An 18540-nucleotide genomic window follows, 5' to 3' on the forward strand; every position below is an offset into this window, starting at 1 on the left:
AGTGTTGAGTGTTTCAATACATCATCACAGGCGACGTTTCAGGACAGCGGTTGCCCATCTCTTTGTACTCCTGTTCGTTCTGCTTTCGTTGGCGATTTTCCCATACGGCTCCATTTTTGCGTCCGAACCAAAACCCAATGTCCCCAGTGAGAGTCTTTCAGGCCAGATTGACCAGCTCATCGATCAGGCGAAAGAACGGGAAGGAGTCGTTTCCGCACCTCGTTCGACCGATGCGGAATTTATGCGACGGGTCTCGCTCGACCTTTCAGGGAAAATTCCGCCTGTTTCCGAGTTACGTCTTTTTCTTGCGGATCCGGATCCCAAGAAACGCGAAAAACTGATCAATCGTTTGTTAGACACTCCCGGTTTTGTCGTTCACTTTACCAATATCTGGCGTTCCATCCTTTTGCCGGAAGCGGGAACCGACCTGCAGGCACGGGTACAGATCCCCGAATTTGAAGCCTGGTTGCGATCTCAGTTGAGGGAGAATACCCATTATGATGAGATCGTTCGACAAATCATCAATGCCCCTCTTGCTGTTAATCGTAATCAAGCAGAATCAGACACGTCACAGGGGTTAACGCCGCGGGCGTATTATATTGCGAAGCAATTCAAGCCAGAAAGTCTCGCGGCCAGCACTTCACGCGCGTTTTTAGGCGTGCGAATTGAATGTGCGCAGTGCCACGATCATCCGTTTGATAAATGGAAACAAGAGCAGTTCTGGCAATATGCGGCTTTCTTTTCAAACGTGGCTCCTGCGCAACAGGGAGGGGTGGGCGCTGTTTTGAACGTCACAGAAGTTGTAGGAAAACCGCAAATCAAAATTCCCGATACAAATCGGCTCGTTGAAGCCAGTTTTCTTGATGGAGTCCAGCCTGATTGGGAACAAGAACAACTCAATCCACGTCTGCGACTCTCCGAGTGGGTCACCTCACCTGAAAACCCGTACTTTGCGAAAGCAACAGTCAATCGCGTTTGGAGTCTCTTTTTTGGCCGTGGCCTGATTGATCCCGTTGATGATTTTTCAGCGTCGAATCTTGCCACACATCCCAAACTGCTTGATCTGCTGGCAACGAAGTTTCAGGAACATGATTACGATTTGAAATATCTGATTCGTGAAATTGCAAACAGCCAAACTTACCAGCTGACCAGCCGCCAAACAGATCCGAGTCAGTCTCGTACTGAATGGTATGGAAAGATGCCAACACGTGGATTAACGGCAGGACAAATCTTTGCCAATCTGATTCAAGCGACAGGTTTTTTTCAACAAACGACAGAGGCGAATGGAAATCTGTTTGGGCCTGGAATGAATGACCCCCAGACCGAAATCTTTGAGTTATTTAAGTCTGACTCTGAGAGTCGACTGGAACCCAGGGCAACTATTTTACAAGCACTGGCTCTGATGAATGGTACCTTTGTGACGAATGCGACCAGTCTGGAACAATCAGACGTATTTACGGCCATCGTTGATTTTCCAGGACTTTCTGTCGAACAAAAAATTGAAGCATTTTTCCTGTCTGCTTTAAGTCGTAAACCTACGGACGCTGAATCGCAGCGTCTTGCAGATTATGTGAAGTCGCAAGCTTCGGAAGAGGACAGAACACACGCTTATGCAGATTTATTTTGGGCGTTATTAAACAGTAGTGAGTTTTTGTTGAACCATTAAAATGCAACACATCTTCAGAAAATTTTGTTGGATGCTGGTTGTCTGTCTGTGGGGAATGATTGGAAATTCCCACATGCTGGCAGGTGAAGTACGACCTGAAGCTAATGATGATCAACACAAACATGCAGCACAAAGAATTGTGTTACTCGCGCCTTCTGCACCCTTCATCATTGAATTAAGTGTGCTGGTTGACAAAGAAACTTTTCGTACGACGACGACCGATTACATTGACAGGCTGTTTCGTTCACTGGATCGTGATCAAAACAATTTTATCGATCTCAAGGAAATGGAAAACGTTCCGGCCTTTGGCATTAAACAATATGACCAGGGGACTCCTGCCCAGCGCATGAAAAAACTTGAGTTTCCGCCAATGGATAATCGACTCAGTCTGGCTGAATTTGCTTCGTACCTGCACAGCGCCCAGGGAACTGCGTTTCGGATTACAGGTACTCCGTCACGTACTTCTCAAGCGATCGAATTGTTTCGCAAATTGGATCAGAATGGTGATGGTTCGATTAGCGATGCGGAATTCATGGCAAGTTCGAAAACGCTTTTCATGTATGATCGCGATGAAGATGAAGTCTTTAATGTCGCCGAGCTACAGCCGTTTGGGAGTGATCCCAACAGAGTCGGTGCGCAGCCGGTTGTTCGTCAGGTTGTGGAAACACCATTTCGCCGCTTAGACAATGATCAATCAATTAAAGATTCGATCTCTGAGTTATTCAAGAAATATGTTGAGCACGCGAATGCTGAGAAAACTACACTCTCAGTGAATTGTTTCAAATCGGGAGATCCTGATGCCATGGCGCGCGTGCAAAGTTTTGATCGTGACAGAGATGGTTTTTTAAGTCACGATGAGCTGTTTGTCTACCTTCAAAATCCCGTTATCGATGTCCAGTTACAAATTACACTACCACGGAAGCAAAGATTTCGTCCCCAACTGAAATTACTTAAAAAACAGTCGAATCGGATGAGTGAGATTGAACCCGTCTCAAACTCTAAGTTAAAATTACGCGTAGATGGCCTTCTTTTGGAACTGAGAGCGAAAAGTTCGCGTCATATGTTTGCGGACAACGTCCGTTTTTATCAGACACGATTTCGCGTCGTCGATGCTGACAAGAATGGATATCTGAACCAATCTGAATTTATGCAGCTCAATATACCAAAGCTGGATTATAAGAATGTGGACCAGAATAAGGATGATATGTTGACCGTGAAGGAGCTAACAGATTCTCTCATCAAAGATACCTTAGCTGTACAGAATCAGGTTGTCATGACCGTGCAAAATGATGGGAAATCGTTATTTGAAATTTTGGATACCGATCTGGATCGGCGTTTAAGTCCACGTGAATTACAAAAAAGTGTACAACGTGTGCGAGAATACGATGGAAATCGTGATCGTTCGCTGGATGTGTCTGAGCTCCGCGGGCATTTCAAATTAACATTCGAGTTAGGAAAACCTGAGTTATTTGTATTTGATCCACGAATGAATTCGATGGCTATGGGGCAGGGGAGAGCGGTGCAGCGCACATCAAGCGGACCACGCTGGTTTCAACGTATGGATCGAAATCGTGATGGTGATATTTCTCCCAGGGAATTTCTGTTTGATCCCTCTTTATTTATAAAACTCGATACGAATCACGATTCTCTGATCAGTCCTGCGGAGGCAGAGGCGCTAAAAGATAATCAATAAGACACCACTAATTGATAGCAGGTAATCCTTCTACCAGATGAGGGGAAGCGAAAATGAAATCTATGGATAAATCAAATCATCTCATTCAACAGGTGCAACGACGTCTGGCCATCGCGAGTTGGGGGCGTAGCCTGTTTATTGCATTCGTTTGTTCTTTAGCTGCTTACCTAGCAGTCTTGTTGTATAGTCGTTTTTCGGGCTATCTCAGAGACTGGTTTACTTTGGAATCGGCTGGCGTTGTCTTAATTGCAACATTCTTGTTGGCTTGTCTGATCTATCGCAAACCAGGCAAAGAGCAAGCCGCACGGCTCATTGATCAAAGCCAGGGAACAAAAGACCTGTTTTTAACCATGACAATGTTGGAAAGTGCAGTCGGCAACTACAAGCCGCTGGTTGTGAAGGACGCAGAACAGAAAGCGGGAAAAATCAGGCCTGCTCAGATTGTCAGTTTTGAGTGGGGCAAGCGTTTAGCCGTTTCATGCGCGGGAGCCGTTTGTCTGTTTTTAGTATTACAATATGCTCCGCAGTTTGATCCATTTGGCAAAGTTGAAGCTGCCGAGGTTGAAAAAGAAAAAGTAAAAGAATTCGAAAGTTCTAAAAAAGCAACCAAAGCCAGAATGGCTGACTTAAAGAATAAAGATAACGGAGAAGGGGACGAAGAGTCTAAAGATGTCAAAATGGCTGTGGAAAATTTGAAATCCGATTTTCGAAAAATGAAGCCTGGGAAAAAACAACAGAATTCGAAGACTCTCGCCGGGCATCAGAAATCTCTGGGTGGTAAGTGGCGGAAGATTGCTGAAGAGAAAATGAAAGGTCTGATGATGAAAAGCGATCAGGCTCAGAAATTTGGGGGAATGTCGAAAAATGAAGGCATGAAGAAGTGGAATAAGGAACTACAGGAAGGTTCGACGCAATCTCTCACAAAAGAAATGGATGAATTAAAAGAACAGCTGAAGCGATTGATGAAAGAGACTGATCCTGTGAAACGGGAGCAGTTAAAAAACGAAATCCAGAAAAAACTAAAAGAAATGGAATCATTCGCACGCGAACAAACAAACTCCAAAGCGATGGCCGCGGCATTGAAACGCGCTATGAAACAAATGCAAATGGCACAATCCAAAGGAATGAATCCAGATGAAGCATTCAAAGAAGCAATGCAATCTATGGATCTGGCCAAAATGGAACTGAAAGAAATCGCACAGTCTGCCAAAGATATGAAAAAGCTCGAAGAAGCACTGAAAGTGTTACAAATGGCCAAAAAGGCAAATGATAAATCTGGTCTGGATGGGGAAGCATGTGAAAACTGCATGAGTCTTGAAGATTATGAAGAACTGTACGCAGAGATGATGGGAGAAATGGCGGGCGAAGGAGAAGGAACCGGTGGGGAAGGCCAGGGAGGCGGAGCCAAAGTTGATGAAGATGATACTGGCGACAAGGGATTCAAAACTGAAAAATCGAAATCGGCGATCACCGCTGGTAAAGTTCTGCTCTCATTCAAAACTAAGGGGCTCAGCGACCGGGGAGAGGCCAAAAAGAGCTATAACAAATTGATGACCGATCTCAAACAGGGCATGAGTGAAGCAATCATACAGGAGCAGATTCCCCCTGGTTATCATGAAGGAATCAAAAAATACTTCAATTCACTTGAGAAACAACCTAAAGAAACAACATCCAAGAAATGAATCAAAATGTAGGGGGGCGACCTGTTTCCGGATGGCGCATTCTGGCAATCGTCGAGTTTGTTGCCATATTAGCAATCGGATTGGTCTTTTTTTATCGCCAGCAGGACGAGGCTCTCGTTGTCTATTGCGCGCATGATGCCGTATTCTCCGAAGAGATACTCAATGCGTTTGAACAAAAAACCGGAATCAAAGTCGAACCGCGCTTCGATACCGAAGCGACAAAATCATTGGGCTTGACAAATTTAATCATCCGGGAGCAAGATCATCCGCGCTGTGATGTCTTCTGGAATAATCAAACATTGGGAACAGCAACTCTGAAAGAACAGGGACTACTGGAAACGTATCAAGGCGACGGGTATGAGAGAATTCCCGCAAAGTTTAAAGACCCTGATGGAACCTGGACAGGCTTTGCCGCACGATTGCGAGTGTATATTACCAACACTGAAAAGCTGACAGCGACCAGGGAGAGCATCGAACAGAAACTCTCTGGCCCGCTAAATGACGTTGCTATTGCCAAGCCACTCTATGGCACCACATTAACTCACTTTACTGTTCTCTGTGATGCGTGGGGATTGGATCGACTAAAAACGTGGTATCAGTCCCTTCAGGAAAGAAACATTCAGGAGACTTCGGGCAACGCTGGTGTAAAGAATCTGGTGGCCAGTGGTTCCTGTGCCTTGGGGTTTACCGATACAGATGATTTTTTTGTTGCCGTCGATGATGGAAAACCAGTCGCTTCATTACCGATTACGGTCGACGAACAAACAATTCTCATTCCCAATAGCGTGGCCATTATCAAAGGCACAAAAAGACGAAAGCAGGCGGAAACTTTAGTCAATTATCTTCTGTCTGAAGAAGTGGAACTCAAATTAGCTCAGTCACAATCACGCCAGATACCTTTAGGGGATGTGAATTGGGACCAAGTTCCGACTGAAGTCAGAGAATTACAACCTTATGTTAAGAATGCCTATCCTTTAGCGAATTTAGTCAAAGAACGAGAAAAAGTATTGGCCTGGCTCGAATCGGAGTATTTGAAATGAGCTTGGCCACAATATGTGGCGTGACCGTGTTACGCAGTCTGGTGATTTCGATTCTAGCAGTCTTCGTCTCCAGGCATTTGTCAAAACTTGTTGAAGCGAGGCATTCAAAACGTTCGTTTTTGTTGTTTGCTTTAATATTGGCTCCCTTATTGGTGCCTGATTTGATTGTGGGTTATGTCTGGTCGTTGATGGTTTTAAAACTGTCACAGTATCCTTTTTTAATCGAGTTGGTGTATTCAAGTCTTGTGTTACTGAAAGTGGTTCCCGTGGGAATTATTTGCTTCTGTTTTGCGGCTCCACCTCTGGTGACTTCAGAGGCCGACTTCATCCGGAAATCGGTTCGGTCCGCCTCTGCTCAGATTTCGGGAATCGCTGCGCAATGGAGTTTCTTCTTCTGGAAAAATGTGTTACGTTCTTTTCCCATCTGGGCACTCCTGTTTCTGCTCGCCTTTCAAGAATTTGAAATGGCGTCTCTTATTTACCGGGATTCATGGACTGTATCGATCTTTGATGCACAGGCAAGAGGCGTCCCTCTTCACGAAGCACTTTCCTTTCTGAAGGTTCCCCTCTGTGTTGAACTATTACTCGTTACCGGAGTCGCACTCTTATTAAGTCGAATGCAAAAACAACCGCAATTCAAGCAGCATTCCGATTTCAGAAGCAATTCGGTCTTTTCACAAATGAGTTCGTTAGTCTATTTGCTGATTGCATTTTTAGTGATCGTGCTCATTCCATTCAGCTTGACCGGGGGAGGTGGGCTGCGTGCGATCGGGAGTTTGTTCCGAAACCAATTGCAGTTGATGGGCATCCTGCAGGAGAGTGGTTGGGGGCTGCTGTATGGAATCACCGCTGGAATTGCAGCCTGGGGGCTTGCTTCATTTTTCTTTTCGGAAAATCGATCTCGTCAATTAAAAATGCTCGGCTTGATATTCTGCCTGCCGGGGTTGTGTGGTTCACTGACATTGGCACTGGTAATGGCGTCACTCTTTTTATCAGACTATGGTCACTGGTTATATGATACCCCAGTGCCACTTTTTATCACTCTCGTATTGTTTCTGTTTCCCAGAGCTGCGTTCTTGAAGTTGATATTTCGATCTCAATGGCAGCGCGAACCTCTCTTTTTAGCTCGTTTATTAAGTCACTCCCCAAATCAGAATCAGATGAAAAATGGAGGACGTTTACAATGGATTGTAAGTGGGCGGATGCAATATTGGGCGGTGGTGTTGCTCGCATTCTGGGCCTATTGGGATGTAACGATCAGCTCTATTCTGGCCCCCAATAATGCAATGACATCTTCTGTTCGATTATATAACTTAATGCATTATGGCCAGAATTCGATTCTGTCGGCGATGACCTTTCTGAGTTTTTGCATCCCTGTGTTAGCCAGTCTTTTACTGTTACCCGTTGTCAAAAAGCTGTGGATGCTTACTTTAGATCAAAAGCACGTCACTAAAACTGTGTCAACTTCATGAATATGAGAACTCAACAATCTGAATCTTCTCTATGGTCGCTGAAGCAAGTCAGTCTTCGCGGGGGATCCGGCGACCGTTTAGTTGACGTAGATCTTGAGATCCCTCAAGGCATCACTGCCATTATGGGATATTCGGGAGCAGGAAAAACATCTTTGCTGAACCTGCTGGTTGAGTATGAGCGTCCCCATCAGGGAAGTGTAGCACGTAGCAACCACTGTTTTCCGTCTGACTCTGCGGTCGAAACTTTTTGGGTGCCGCATTCATTGGGTTTATGGCCACAATATGATGTTCAAGAACATCTGGTGCTGGTTCATCCTGCCCCCGAGACACTTAATGAAACCGTAGAAGAATTATTGAATGCTTTTCGTCTGACATCAGTCAGGAAAAAATATCCGGGGCAACTCTCTCAAGGCGAAGCATCCCGTTTATCGGTGGCTCGAGCATTGGCCAGTCAGGCGAAGGTATTGGTCATGGATGAACCTTTAGTGCACGTGGACCAGGCACATTGGCCTTTATATTGGGATGCCATTCGCCACTATTGTGAAAAAAATAAAACTTCGCTGGTATTTTCAACACACATGCCAGAGTTGGTATTAAAAGAAGCACAGCATGTTGTCTGTTTAGATGAAGGAGCCGTGGTCTATGCGGGGGCAGTGCATGATCTTTATTATGCGCCCCCATCGTATCAAATCGGGATGTATCTAGGACCGGTGAATGATCTTTCTGATGTGAAGATACAGTCGGATCAAAATCAATCAGAAACGATCACACTCGTCCGTCCGGAACAGCTAACGCTGATAAAAGAGGAGTCCAGTGAATGGGAAGTCCGCCAGACGACATTCAGTGGCGCGCTTGAGAAAGTCGAAACGGTTCATCATCAAACTCAATCAAATCAAACCTTTTACCATCGACCTCCACGTGCAACGTTGAAACCGGGGGATCGCATATCGATTCATTTGTTACTGCTCCTTTTTTGTTTGTTGACTTGCTTTGGTTGTCATTCGGATTCTGCTCCCGAACTTTCGTTTCCAAAGATTGTTCAGTGGTCCCTTCCTTCTGAGGGAACCAAGGTTCCTGCGCCGCGCAGTGTGAATGTCGGACCGAAGGAAGAACTTTATGTACTTGATAACGCCGGACGTGTCTTAGTTTATAATCCTGAGAATGAACTTGTCAGGAAATGGATGATGCCTGACTATGATGTTGGCAAACCGGAGGGAATTTGCTTCTTGAAGAATGGTCAAATCGCAGTCGCTGATACCCATTATCACCGGGTTGTGTTTTTTGATGATCAGGGAAACGTCCAAAAAATGCTGGGGGAACAGGGAGAAGGGCCTTCGCAATTTATTTACCCGGTTTCCATTGTTCAAGACCCCTCTGGTAACATTTATGTCGGCGAATATGGAGGCAATGATCGAGTTCAGAAATTCTCAGAAGAGGGCGAGTTTCTGTTAGAATTTGGAGAACATGGGACTGAACCGGGGCAGTTTGAACGGGCTTCCGGGATGGTCTGGCATCAGGGAAAAATCTATGTGGCAGATGCCAGTAATAATTGCATACAGGTATTTTCAGATGAAGGTGCCTTTTTAGAAGTTTTAGGCACGAAAACTGGGGGAATTCCACTCTATTATCCATATGACATTGCCATTGATCGTTCCAAAGAGGAATTTTACATCGTGGAGTATGGGGCAGGCCGTATTACAAAAACAGATTTAGAAGGCAGAGTTTTAGGCAGATTCGGGAAGACAGGCAGTAAACAAGGCGAATTCGTCACTCCCTGGGGAGTTACAGTAAATTCAAAAGATCAGGTGTTCGTGGCTGACACTGGTAATCGTTTAATCGTAAAATTAATACCATGAAGATCAAAGAACTCTATCATCAATTGGTTCCGAAACCACGTATCGCCTTGACTTGGATGCGTGCGCTACCTTTGATCTTTTTTCTTCTCTTTTATGCCGCTCTTTGCATCAGCCTCGAATTGTCTGGTGTTTTATTATTTGCCCGACCCTGGGCCTTTGGTCTGATTCTGTTTTCGATCTGGATCTGGTGGCTTTCGGTCGCCGGTTATGGAGGCTTGAGTAAAGGCAGAGCGCTGGCTGCTCTAGTCTCTCGGCTATTAATGTTGGGCCTCTTTGTGATGCTGATCGCCGAACCTCGCTCGGTCCGTGTGCGGGATGTCATCTCTGTCGTCTATGCCGTTGATCTTTCTGATTCAATTGGTGAATCATCGGTGGATTCTGCTTTAGAATTTGTCACAAAGACAGTTACTGAAAAACCACAGACCGATGAAGCAGGTTTAGTTGTATTCGGGCGCAATTCTGCCGTGGAGCTTCCACCTCGTGTCTCTTTTCCGTTTGAAGCATTGAATTCGCGAATTGACCGCGACGCGACAAATTTGCAGCAGACGCTTTCCTTGGCAGCAGCGATGTTACCCGAAGAAAATCGCGGACGTATCGTTTTAATCAGCGATGGAACGGAAACCGAAGGTTCCATCTCACAAATCCTGGATGAGCTGAAGTCGCGCGGCGTTGCCGTTGATGTCCTTCCCATCCAGTATGAATACGATAAAGAAGTCTGGCTCGAAAACCTGGAATTGCCACGGTTTGTTAAACTGGGTGAGAATTATGAAGCCGCTGTTGTACTGTCTTCTTTGAAAGATGGCACCGGCAAGCTCGTGCTTCGTGAAAATGGCGAGCCGATATATGAAGAGGATGTGACTTTCAAGGCAGGTAAGAATCGTTTTGTTGTTCCCATTTATTTACGGTCTGCCGGCTACTACGAATATTCGGCAACGATTGAAACAAAACGCGATGAAGATCAGATTCGCGAAAACAACACAGTGATCAACTACCTCTTTGTAGAAGGAGAAGGCAAGGTTCTGGTTGTGACGGATCCCGCTGGAGATGATCGCGACTGGGAACCTTTAGTCAAAGCGATTCGTGAAGGTGAACGCAATGTAGAGACCATTTCCGCCTATGAATTTCCCGGTGATTCATTGTCGCTAATGCCCTACGATGCGATTCTGTTCGTCAATGTCCCCGCCGATGCCTTTAATGTGATTCAATTAAAGGCCGTGCATGATTCCATCTTCAATCAGGGAATCGGATTCATGATGGTGGGGGGTGAGAATAGTTATGGTCCGGGGGGATATCATCGTACGGTCATCGAAGATGCACTCCCTGTGACGATGGACATCACAAAAAAGAAAGTGCTTCCCAAAGGCGCCCTTGCCATCATCTTACATACCTGTGAATTCCCGGAAGGGAATACCTGGGGAAAACGGATCACAAAACAGGCCATTAAAGTGCTGGGAGCACAAGATGAAGTCGGCGTGTTAGTCTATGATTACATGAATGGCGAAAAGTGGCTCTTTGAACTGATGCCCGCCGGTGACTACGAAAAAATGGTGCCCAAAATCAATGGCGCCCAAATTGGCGACATGCCGAGCTTTGTAAACACCATGGAGTTAGGGTTGGAAGGGCTCATCAAAAGTGATGCGGCCACAAAGCACATGATTATTATTTCAGATGGCGATCCACAACCACCCTCTCCCAAGTTAATCGGCCGATTTATCAAAAATAAAGTCAGCGTCTCAATGGTGGCGGTCTTTCCGCATGGAGGCCGTGATATCTCAACCATGCGAGGAATCGCAAGTGCGACAGGGGGGCGATATTACTTTCCTTCAGATCCCAATCAACTGCCGTCGATATTCATCAAAGAATCAAAAACGCTGAAACGGAGTATGATTCAAAACGAAACCATTACACCTGAAGTCGGAATGATCTCCTCCGTTCTCAAAGGAATTGAAGCAATTCCACCTCTGCACGGTTATGTGTTAACAACAATCAAACCCAGGGCAGAAGGTGTTTTAAACGCACCCGAGAAGAAAGAAGCAGAAGGTGATATTGATCCCGTCCTGGCGTTCTGGCGTTATGGACTTGGTACAACCGCCGCATTCACTTCTGATTTATCTCCGAACTGGGGAGCGGATTGGGTGAATTGGGATCACTACAGTGCGTTTATTAAGCAGTTAATGATAAAAATCTCGCGTGTTCAAAAACAAGCACATCTCAAGATGTGGAGTCACACCAATGGGAACAATGCGACAATCATGGTCGAAGATTTTCATCCTGAAGAATCGTTTTTGAATGTGGCGGCTCGCATTTCAGGTCCTCATGATAAAAAAGAAACGGTTGTGCTTAAGCAGGTCAGCCCTCGCCGGTATCAGGCTTCGGTTCCTCTTTGGGGGAAAGGCCGCTATCAAGTGATGGCGATTGGAAAATCAGGAGACCGTGAAGACCACGCCAATGGTGGTTTTATCGTTCCCTATTCTCCGGAATTTCTGCGGTTTCGTTCGAATCCCATTGTTTTAGAAGAAATTGCAGAAAAGACAGGCGGGCAAAGGCTGAACCCAGACAAGGCAGCAGAAGTGATCTATGGACGTCGCGCGCCCAAACAAAGTTCCAATCCTATATTCGACTGGTTTCTGATTGCCCTGGCCATATTAGTGCCATTGGATGTAGGCATCAGACGCGTTCAACTCGATTGGTATGTGATCAAAAGCTGGTTTGGGTTCGGTTCAGAACAAAAAGCAAGTACGGTAACGATGGGAGCGTTACTGCAACGGAAGCAAGGCGTTGTTGAAGAATTAGATTTACGCAAAGGGAAGACATCGGGTGCAGCGAAACAGACGACTTCTCAATCCACGATTTCCCAATTGCAAGCACAAAAGCAAAAATCAACCAGACCAAATTCTAAAGCAGAAAATACCCAAAAGAAAAAGACCGACAAGACAACAAATCCTCCAGGTACCAAAACGGCAACCGATTCTGGTGATAATGCAACCACAACCGGACGATTACTGGATCTCAAACGAAGACGACAATCGGAAGACGAAAAATAATACGAATTTTATTCTGTGGAGTGAGTAATATGAATCAGCCAGAAGTCACTGAAGAGCCTACAGTATTGCAGGCGGAAGCGGACCATTTTAAAAAGGTATTCAACGAAGTTCGTTCTGAAGTCGGCCGTATGATTATTGGCCAGGAACGGGTTGTCGAATCAACACTATATGCGTTGTTTTGTGGCGGGAATGTTTTACTGGAAGGGGTTCCCGGACTGGGAAAAACAGAACTCGTCAAAGCACTTTCCAAGGTATTGGAATTAGAATTTCAACGGATTCAATTTACACCTGACTTAATGCCGGCGGACATTATCGGTACCAATATCATGAACACCGATGAGACGGGAACTTATCGGTTTGAATTCCGTAAAGGTCCGATTTTCACTCAACTGTTACTGGCTGATGAAATTAACCGTGCGTCTCCCAAAACACAGTCTGCTTTATTGGAAACAATGCAGGAGGGGACTGTCACAGCAGCGGGAACCCAATATCGGCTTGACCAGCCCTTTTTTGTGCTGGCGACTCAGAATCCCATTGAGCAGGAGGGGACCTATCCGTTACCCGAAGCGCAATTGGACCGCTTTTTGTTTAAGGTCAATGTTCCTTTTCCGAATCGGGCTGAACTGAACACAATTGTGCAGCAAACGATTCTAAGGCAGCCGGTAGAGTTGAAGAAACTATTGAATAGTGAGCAAATTTTAGAATTAAGAAAGCTCCTGGAGAAAGTCGTTGTTGTGGAACCAATTCGTGACTATGCCATTCGGCTGGTGCTCTCGACACATCCCGGAACCGACTTTGCTACTGAAGAGGTCCGCCGTTTTATTCATTGGGGAGCCAGTCCGCGAGCTGCACAATCTTTGATAAAATCTGCACGCGTTCGTGCTCTCAGTGAAGGGCGGGCACATGTCGCCTTTGAAGACATTCGTTATTTTGCCAACGAAGTACTCCAGCATCGGGTGCTCTTGAACTACGATGGCCAGGCAGAAAATATCAATGTGACTGACTTGATTGAGCAGAACTGTAAAGAACTACCAGAGAAGGAATAATCAGAAGTGTCGGAGGGAACTCAAGCGAATCAATATACTTCTTTGTTTGATAATAAAACATTATCAAAGTTGGAGAGGTTGCGTTTAAATCCAACGCGGCGCCTGACAAATCGAAGTCGTGGTGAGCATCTTTCCGGTAAAGGGGGAACGAGTACAGAATTTTCAGATTATCGGAATTACGTTCCCGGTGATGATGTGCGCTATATTGACTGGAATATCTTTTCCAGGCTGAATCGTCCCTTCATGAAACAATATCAGCATGAAGAAGAAATGCATGTGGTGCTTATTCTCGACGCCTCTTCTTCCATGGACTATGAAGATAAGTTTTTGCGTTGTAAGCAACTGGCTGCTGCGTTTGGTGTGATGGGGCTGATGAATTTTGAAAAGGTCAGTGCCTATTCCTGCAATCACAAAGGAGGACGCCCCGTAAATTTGTCGCCTTGCACCGGTCGCATCAGTATGAAGCGTTTATTTGATTTTCTCTCTTCGATTGAAGCCGGTGGTGATTCTCCGATTGAAGCAGCAGTCGAAGATGTTTTACGTTCACATCGCGGACGCGGCGTGGCCATTGTGCTTTCTGATTATGAATCATTTGGTGATTTACAACGTCCGTTTAACATGCTCTTTAGTGCGGGTTTGGAAATCTTTGGGGTGCAAATATTAGCACCTTCTGAAATCGATCCCGAAATTAATGGTGATTTACGTTTAGTTGATAGCGAATCCGGGCAGACTCTGGATATTTCTTCAGCCGGAGATTTGTTGGGATTGTACCATGAACATCGTGCCTTGTTAGAGGATCATCTGGCGATGCTCTGTCGCCAACGTTCCGGACGATTTTTGACGACCAACAGCGGTGATACTTTGGAGCATGTCCTCTTTGATGTATTGCGTCGGAAAGGGTGGGTCAGATGAACTTTTGGCCTGGCTTTTACTCACTACCAGGAGCCTGGTACCTGTTATTGCTGATCCCATTGGTGGTCTTTTATTTTTTGAAATTAAAACGCCCCCATAAAAGTGTTCCCTCATTGGCCCTTTGGAGCCAGGTGATCAACGACCGTCGCGTCAATTCGCCATTTCAAAAATTCAAACGTAGTATCTTACTGTTGCTGCAAATTCTTTTACTGCTGTTTCTGGTTCTGGCTTTGATGCAACCCTATGTACAGAGCGGGGCAGAGCGGGCAGAATATTTACCAATTCTGATTGATTGTTCTGCCAGTATGGCAGCAACAGATCCGGAAACAAAAAAATCACGCTTGGAACTTACGAAGGAACGTGTTGGCGAAATTATTGATAATTTGCTGCCTGATCAACGTGTTTCCTTAGTCGCTGTTAGCTCGACAGCACGTCGATTGACCGACTTTACGGATAATCAACGTATTCTGAAACAGTCCCTGGCTGGACTAACCGTTGATGATGTCCCCAGTAATCTGGAAGATGCCTTGCGGATGACACAAGCCCTCTCTAGGACCGTGCCTATTAATACGGTGCTTTTTTATTCAGACGGAAACTTCCCTCAGGAAGTCAATTTTGATCTACCTTTTGATCTCAATTACCAGTTGCTTCCCTTAGCGGGGTCCAATGTGGGAATTACTTCATTTAATGCACGAAAAAACCAGACGGGAAACTGGGATGTCTTTATTCGAGTTGAGAATTCAGAAAAAAATGATAGTCCTGCCACGGTCGAGTTATTGCAAGATGGAGAGAGCATTGCCAAAGAGGAGATCGTCTTAGGGAAAGGGGATTCACAACGCCTGGAGTTTTCCGTGAATGCCGATAAAAAATCGTCTCTGGAAGCGATTTTGACTCCTGGTAGCTACGATAGTTTAGCTGCTGATAATCGCGCCTTTCTCAATATTCCTCAATCACGCTCATTATTAGTGTTCGTTGATCCGGATCTCGCCAGTTATCGTTATGCGTTAGACGAGAACAAAGATCTGGTGTTATATCCCGAGCAGGATGGCGCTGCCGGCCCTCCGGAGTATGACCTGGTCATTTCTTCTTCTGAAAAAAATATGGATAAACAGGCATTGATCAAGCTGGGCGTCGGTTTTGTGCCTGAGGATTTAAAAAATTATGTTTTGCTCGAAACAAATTTAACAGATGTTGTTGACTGGAACCGTAGTTCCGCATTATTGCGGCATGTGGAATTGGGTGATGTGCAAATTACGGAGCAGCCCGTTTGGGCAGAGAATGCAAAAGTAGAAAACCTGGAAGAACTGGGTTACGAAGTCTTAATTCATGGTCGATTGGGGCCACTCTTATTGCAAAAACGTAACTCAGACGGGCTGGAGTTTTACTTTCTGTTCAATACAGATCGTTCCACCATGCCTTACCGAGTTGGTTTCCCGATTATGGTTTCGAATCTGATACAGCTGACTTTACAGGAAGCCGGTATTGCGGAAGTGCAGGCCTCAGCAACCCCACTCTTACCTGCCGTCGAGTACGTGCCAGAACATAAATACAACATTAAAACGCCGGGTGGGAAACAGCTGACTGCCGAAAGTAACAAGAATGGCATTGTTTCAGGAGTCGCCGCTTTGCAAGTGGGGAAATACACAATCAGTGGTGAAGGTGCAAAATCAGATCAAATTAGTGTAAGTTTATTGAACCCCATGGAAACATCCCTCGTTTCCGTTGATGAAATTCAGTTTAGTGAAGTTCCGGTTTCTGCAGCACAAACGCAAATCGACAGCGATAAACCACTTTGGAGCGAATTTGCATTGATTGCCTTTGTATTACTCTTGTTAGAGTGGTGGTATTTCCAGCGTCGACCGGGTGGGATTCCTGCATAGATAACGTAAGGAAAGAGAGAATTCGCCTTTATGATTCAGAAACGTCTGTTTTATTTATGGTTGTTTTTCTTTTTAGCGCCCGGGGCTTTGCCTGCGCAGACCTTTCCATTAGTGGTCGATATTCGGCAATTGTCGCAATTTCCCAAAGGTAATGGCCCGGTTTCGTTTGTCTGGCAATGTCAAGTATCAGCGACAGGACTTCTTGAGGGGTATTTTCTGGTCACCGTACATGACGGCGTCGAAAAATTTGGAACATTCAGATCACATGATGTTGCCATGCATGCGGGCTTCCATGAAATCCCGATGATGCTGCCTCCCATGAAAGTGGATAATCCCTATTCGGAGGTGAAGCTGAAGCTCAGCTTCGTCACTCCGAATCAGCAGTACGATTTTAAAGATGAATATTCGTTGCGAGTCGGTCAGCGTTTTCAAAGAACGTTTGCAGTGGGAGTCTGTGACCCATTTGATATGAGCATGTCGAAAGACCTGAAGGAATTTTTGGAACGATTGGACTTTGAGTCAATCAGTCCTAAAGAACCGATTAAAATAGACTTTCAGAAGCTCAGTCGATCAATTCCTAATGTGGGCATGTTGAGAAATCAGCCGTTGTCTTTAAATGTCAAAACGGTTTCCATTCATCTGCCTCCTCCTGATTACCCTCAACTACCCATTGATTGCCACCAGTATGATATTCTGGTGATTACAGCACGTGGTTTCGCGCAACTGGAATCAAGAAATCTGAAAGCCATTCATCAGTGGGTGCGGTCGGGAGGCAGCTTGTGTTTACTTGCTGGTCCTGTTTTAGAACAACGACAGGTTCAGTTTATGAATGACCTTGTCGAAACTAAGAATGCGCCGCCCTTTCTGATTGACTCAGAAGGTAAGCTCGTAATGGACCAGTCAGAGCAGGTCTGGTCGCAGCGAACCGGATGGGGCAGGAGTGTGATTGTGCTGTCCGAAGCGCTGAAAGAAAAGCGTCTTACCGCTTCTGAGCTGAAACAGATTCCCTTTTTTTTATGGAAGCTGCGCGAATCACAAAGAAGTTATTTTGATAAACAAGAAAAATGGGATTATGAAAAACTGGTCGATGCATTCATAAAGACACAAAAGAGAACAGATTATCGCAACATGAATGCATATTCTGCCAATCAGGTATTTAATTTGAATTATCGACCGATCTCTACAGGGGGGGCGGTTGTCACTGACCTAATGCCGGCTGAATTACGGATTGTTCCCTCCTGGGTGATTGCATCAATTCTCCTGGGGTATGTGCTCATCATTGGTCCGGGTGAATATTTTATTCTTGGGAAATTTCGGTTGCGGCGCTTTACCTGGATCACATTCCCCATCATTTCCATTTGTATTGCCTGTCTCGCATTTATCGTATCTGATCACTACATGCAGACATCCTATGAACGAAAATTACTGACAATTCATGATTTGGACAGACAGGGAAAGCCTGTCAAAGAAAATCAAATTGAATTGTTGTTCACAGGTTCCTACCAAAAAATCGAGACAAACATCAAGTCCGGACTCTTCACTCCCTTGAATCATACAGAATTAGGGATGGCGCAGAATTACAACATGTATGCTCGGAACAGAGTTCAATCATTGGTCGGACCTCCGCTTTATGCAGGATCGATTCCTACTCAATACTCGGTTTATCAGTTGATGCCGCAATGGACACCTCAACTGAATCGCATCATCAAGAATTATCCAGATGAATTGCAGACAAAATTTGACTGGTCATCGATTCAATTAAATCAGCTTCGTTCGAATCAAGGGCGAGTCAAGATACGGAAACAAATCAAAACTGCTTTTGGTAACCGGGCTAAAGTCATGGTTTATCAAGGGCAGAAGAATGGAGAAGTCAAAAAACATCCACTCTTTAAAAAAACAGATAATCCGCGGAATCGAAATAATTATCGGTCAGAACAAGATTATGCCTTATTCAATGAGTATTACCAGAATTATCCACACTATTACGGAAATAATAGACTACGGCGTAATAGTTTCATGGATGATTTGTGTGTTCGAAGTCAAAACGGTCTTTTTCAAATTGTTTCACAAACATCACCCTCAGGTGGTCAAAATTATGAGGACTTGAGTATTCTGGATCCTTCTGATCCCAGTCAATGGTTAGTTGTCGTTTATGTTCCCGGTAATGAGCAGGACACGATTTATCGGCAACTTATTGTGGCAGAAAAATAAAACACCACTTCTAACGATTAATTTAAAGAAGAATTTAC

The 18540-nt window shown here is 45.1% G+C and carries 11 protein-coding genes; all 11 read left to right on the forward strand.

Annotated features, from left to right (window positions below; genetic code table 11):
• The first annotated feature begins 1 nt into the window (after position 1).
• Genes V144x_RS14040 through V144x_RS14090 form a run of 11 tightly spaced genes read left to right on the forward strand, consistent with a single transcriptional unit; the run spans position 2 to position 18502 of the window.
• Positions 2–1666: a DUF1549 and DUF1553 domain-containing protein gene (locus tag V144x_RS14040; protein ID WP_144985777.1), complete on the forward strand. Its 1665-nt coding sequence runs from the start codon at positions 2–4 to the stop codon at positions 1664–1666.
• 31 nt (positions 1667–1697) lie between these two features.
• Positions 1698–3359, forward strand: a complete 1662-nt coding sequence (locus tag V144x_RS14045) for an EF-hand domain-containing protein (protein ID WP_197998929.1) — start codon at positions 1698–1700, stop codon at positions 3357–3359.
• A 53-nt stretch (positions 3360–3412) separates the two neighbouring features.
• On the forward strand, positions 3413–5041 hold the full coding sequence (locus tag V144x_RS14050; protein ID WP_144985779.1) for a hypothetical protein: 1629 nt from the start codon (positions 3413–3415) through the stop codon (positions 5039–5041).
• The gene (locus tag V144x_RS14055; protein WP_144985780.1) at positions 5038–6081 is read left to right on the forward strand and encodes an extracellular solute-binding protein; all 1044 of its coding nucleotides are present in this window, start codon (positions 5038–5040) and stop codon (positions 6079–6081) included. Before V144x_RS14050 ends, V144x_RS14055 begins: the two co-directional genes overlap by 4 nt.
• On the forward strand, positions 6078–7553 hold the full coding sequence (locus V144x_RS14060; RefSeq protein WP_144985781.1) for a hypothetical protein: 1476 nt from the start codon (positions 6078–6080) through the stop codon (positions 7551–7553). The genes V144x_RS14055 and V144x_RS14060 overlap by 4 nt, the downstream gene beginning before the upstream one ends.
• Entirely contained in the window at positions 7550–9409 is a 1860-nt protein-coding gene (locus V144x_RS14065; protein WP_144985782.1) for an ATP-binding cassette domain-containing protein, read from the forward strand. The genes V144x_RS14060 and V144x_RS14065 overlap by 4 nt, the downstream gene beginning before the upstream one ends.
• Positions 9406–12453, forward strand: coding sequence for a VWA domain-containing protein (locus V144x_RS14070; RefSeq protein WP_144985783.1), 3048 nt, complete (start codon positions 9406–9408; stop codon positions 12451–12453). The genes V144x_RS14065 and V144x_RS14070 overlap by 4 nt, the downstream gene beginning before the upstream one ends.
• 29 nt (positions 12454–12482) lie before the next feature.
• Positions 12483–13499 carry an AAA family ATPase gene (locus V144x_RS14075; protein ID WP_144985784.1) on the forward strand — a complete coding sequence of 339 codons (1017 nt, stop codon included), beginning with the start codon at positions 12483–12485 and terminating at the stop codon, positions 13497–13499.
• Positions 13500–13505: 6 nt separating this feature from the next.
• Positions 13506–14411, forward strand: coding sequence for a DUF58 domain-containing protein (locus V144x_RS14080; protein WP_144985785.1), 906 nt, complete (start codon positions 13506–13508; stop codon positions 14409–14411).
• Positions 14408–16291 carry a vWA domain-containing protein gene (locus V144x_RS14085; protein ID WP_144985786.1) on the forward strand — a complete coding sequence of 628 codons (1884 nt, stop codon included), beginning with the start codon at positions 14408–14410 and terminating at the stop codon, positions 16289–16291. Before V144x_RS14080 ends, V144x_RS14085 begins: the two co-directional genes overlap by 4 nt.
• A gap of 30 nt (positions 16292–16321) precedes the next feature.
• A complete protein-coding gene (locus tag V144x_RS14090; protein WP_144985787.1) occupies positions 16322–18502 on the forward strand; it encodes a hypothetical protein in 2181 nt (726 codons plus the stop codon).
• Positions 18503–18540 lie beyond the last annotated feature (38 nt).

It is taken from the genome of Gimesia aquarii (genome assembly GCF_007748195.1).
GTDB lineage: Bacteria > Planctomycetota > Planctomycetia > Planctomycetales > Planctomycetaceae > Gimesia > Gimesia aquarii.

Excerpts from the sequence above, each read along its gene's own strand:
- V144x_RS14045 (WP_197998929.1), top strand. The coding sequence starts at position 1,698 with ATGCTGGTTGTCTGTCTGTGGGGAATGATTGGAAATTCCCACATGCTG.
- V144x_RS14050 (WP_144985779.1), top strand. The coding sequence starts at position 3,413 with ATGAAATCTATGGATAAATCAAATCATCTCATTCAACAGGTGCAACGA.
- V144x_RS14055 (WP_144985780.1), top strand. The coding sequence starts at position 5,038 with ATGAATCAAAATGTAGGGGGGCGACCTGTTTCCGGATGGCGCATTCTG.
- V144x_RS14060 (WP_144985781.1), top strand. The coding sequence starts at position 6,078 with ATGAGCTTGGCCACAATATGTGGCGTGACCGTGTTACGCAGTCTGGTG.
- V144x_RS14065 (WP_144985782.1), top strand. The coding sequence starts at position 7,550 with ATGAATATGAGAACTCAACAATCTGAATCTTCTCTATGGTCGCTGAAG.
- V144x_RS14070 (WP_144985783.1), top strand. The coding sequence starts at position 9,406 with ATGAAGATCAAAGAACTCTATCATCAATTGGTTCCGAAACCACGTATC.
- V144x_RS14075 (WP_144985784.1), top strand. The coding sequence starts at position 12,483 with ATGAATCAGCCAGAAGTCACTGAAGAGCCTACAGTATTGCAGGCGGAA.
- V144x_RS14085 (WP_144985786.1), top strand. The coding sequence starts at position 14,408 with ATGAACTTTTGGCCTGGCTTTTACTCACTACCAGGAGCCTGGTACCTG.
- V144x_RS14090 (WP_144985787.1), top strand. The coding sequence starts at position 16,322 with ATGATTCAGAAACGTCTGTTTTATTTATGGTTGTTTTTCTTTTTAGCG.